This window comes from Sutterella sp. KLE1602 (assembly GCF_001578585.1).
Classification (GTDB): domain Bacteria; phylum Pseudomonadota; class Gammaproteobacteria; order Burkholderiales; family Burkholderiaceae_F; genus Sutterella; species Sutterella wadsworthensis_A.
The window spans coordinates 1-2,172 of sequence record NZ_KQ968569.1; the positions used below are offsets into that span (position 1 = coordinate 1).

Annotated in this window: 3 protein-coding genes; 1 reads left to right on the plus strand and 2 read right to left on the minus strand. The window is 62.3% G+C overall.

What is annotated here, in order from left to right:
• Nucleotides 1-51 precede the first annotated feature (51 nt).
• Both HMPREF3036_RS09750 and HMPREF3036_RS11985 read right to left on the minus strand, forming a co-directional pair.
• Nucleotides 52-762, minus strand: coding sequence for a TenA family protein (locus HMPREF3036_RS09750; RefSeq protein ID WP_231853624.1), 711 nt, complete (start codon nt 760-762; stop codon nt 52-54).
• Between the two features lie 43 nt (nt 763-805).
• On the minus strand, nt 806-943 hold the full coding sequence (locus tag HMPREF3036_RS11985; RefSeq protein ID WP_156469816.1) for a hypothetical protein: 138 nt from the start codon (nt 941-943) through the stop codon (nt 806-808).
• Between the two features lie 338 nt (nt 944-1,281).
• Here HMPREF3036_RS11985 and HMPREF3036_RS09755 point away from each other — a divergent pair, with 338 nt between their 5' ends.
• Nucleotides 1,282-2,043: a sulfite exporter TauE/SafE family protein gene (locus HMPREF3036_RS09755; protein ID WP_062334090.1), complete on the plus strand. Its 762-nt coding sequence runs from the start codon at nt 1,282-1,284 to the stop codon at nt 2,041-2,043.
• Nucleotides 2,044-2,172: the final 129 nt, after the last annotated feature.

Here is a 2,172-nt window from a genome sequence, read left to right on the forward strand (position 1 = left end):
GAAGCCTCCGCCTTTAGGCGGGGGTTATTGACGGGGTGGAACGCCCGCATCTCAGTGGATCGGTGGCCAGGCTTCCAGGCGCCAGGCGGCATCCCAGAACATCCATTCGAGGCGGTTCGACCGCAGGAATGCGGCCGTCATGGCTAAGCGCTCTTCGGTCTTGAGCGTTTCGGCGATCTCGCTTCCAATTCCCATCGCGCGATCCACAGTACCGGCATATGCCGGGTCGCCGTAGCCGGCGATCCACTCGGCATACGGATTGTCCTCGGTCTTCTTCGTTCGCGCGACAAAGCGGCCGACCTCACCGTAGCTCCAAAAGCACGGCAGCATCGCACCGACTGCCTCATGCACGGGCAGAAAGCTTGCGGCCTGTGCCTCCCAGCCCATGTAGAGTTGGGTCGTTGGCGAAATCGGAAGCACGTCGGGCTGCTTAGGGTTCGCGCGTATGAAGCAGTCGCGCGTATAGCGCTCCGTCGCTGCCGTCTCTTCGGCCCATGCCTCGAACTGGCGGCGATGGGCGGGATTCTTCAGGCGCTTTGCGAGCGCCGAGAGAGCGCGGCGATAGTTGACGAGATAATGGATGTTCTGTCCGAGATAATAGAGAAAGCGCTCCTCGGAGAGCGACCCATCGGCGAGTCCCCTCACGAATGGATGGTTTACACAGGCGGCCGCAATCGGCGCCGCCGCGCCTGCCGCCTCGTCCTGCCAGCGAAATGCGGGCTTGACGGCCGCTCGAAGCGGCCCGGACACGATCCCGGCCATGCCGAGGCCCGCCGCGCCAATGAGTCGGCGGCGAGTCAAAAGATTATGCGCCATCAATCATCCTCAACTTCGCACGGGTTTCTATCACTTCGAGCGCATCGATGACGGTGCCGTCGGCCATCGCCATGGCCATGTTCCCGAAACCCAGAAAAGCAAACCGAGCCGTAGACAAATCCAGCATCCGAATTCCCTCCTTTTGCTTGGTCGTTTCGAAACACTTGTCCCACGCTCAAAATGGGAATTATACTCAGGCCACGGCGTCAGGCCACGGCGCGCTGCCGCTTTCAAGGCGCACGCGTTTCGCCTGGGATGTCAGGCCATGCACATGCGGAACTTTGCCGAGCGGCCCTCCGAGGGCGCTAGGGCGCGTGTCGCGGCCTGAATTCAACGAGTGATGCATGGCAGGGGAATTCGCGAAAAAGTCGCGGATCTGATCATGAGGGTCGCGCGGGCAGAGTAGAATTTCGCATCCATTTCGAAATTGCCACCAAAAACGGACCTCATATTCAGGCTCAGGCCATGCTTCCCGATCTCACCACACTGCTCATCGTCTGCCCGCTCGTCTTTCTGGGGGGCCTCGTCGACTCCATTGCGGGAGGCGGCGGGCTCATCACGCTGCCGGGCTATCTGCTCGCGGGCGTTCCGCCCCACATGGCCATCGGCACGAACAAGCTTTCAAGCGCCATGGGCATGGCCATCTCGACAGTGCGCCTCTACCGCGGCGGCTTCATCGACCTGAAGATGTCCGTAGTCCCCGTCCTTTCCGCCTTTGTGGGCAGCCTTGTGGGCGCGCGCATCGCGCTCATGGTGCCGCCCTCGGTCTTCCAGATCATCCTCGTGCTCTGTCTTCCCGTCGCGGCCTTCCTCGTGATGCGCGACAAGACGCTCTCGCCCGACGGCGAGGAGATGGAGCAGAAGAAGCGCTGGCTCATGCTCGGCCTCGTCTCTTTTGCCTGCGGCGCCTATGACGGCTTCTACGGTCCCGGCGCGGGCACCTTCATGCTGCTCGGCTTTGCGGCAGCAGCCAAGCTCGGCGTTCGCGACGCGGCGGGCCAGATGAAGATCGTCAACTTCTCGAGCGGCATCGCCGCCCTCGTGCTCTACGCGGCCACGGGCCACGTCGACTGGGTGCTCGGCGCCCTTGCCGGATGCTTCGGCATCACGGGCCACTACATCGGCTCGGGCCTCGTGATGAAGAACGGCGGCAGGATCGTGCGCCCCATCATTCTCACGGTGCTCGCCATCCTCTTCGTGAAGACCGCCTGGGACTATCTGGCGTAGACGAAGCCTGGAGAATTCAGACGGCAAAATGCATGAGGGCCGCGCAGTGCGCGGCCCTTTTTCAGCTTGAGGCGGCTTGGAGCTCTCTTTTCCATAGAACCCGTGCGCCGCAAGCCTCTCATTTCAATG

Bases quoted from the DNA above. Each gene is read 5' to 3' on its own strand.
- HMPREF3036_RS11985 (WP_156469816.1), bottom strand. From the start codon at position 943: ATGCTGGATTTGTCTACGGCTCGGTTTGCTTTTCTGGGTTTCGGGAAC.
- HMPREF3036_RS09750 (WP_231853624.1), bottom strand. From the start codon at position 762: ATGGCCGGGATCGTGTCCGGGCCGCTTCGAGCGGCCGTCAAGCCCGCA.
- HMPREF3036_RS09755 (WP_062334090.1), top strand. From the start codon at position 1,282: ATGCTTCCCGATCTCACCACACTGCTCATCGTCTGCCCGCTCGTCTTT.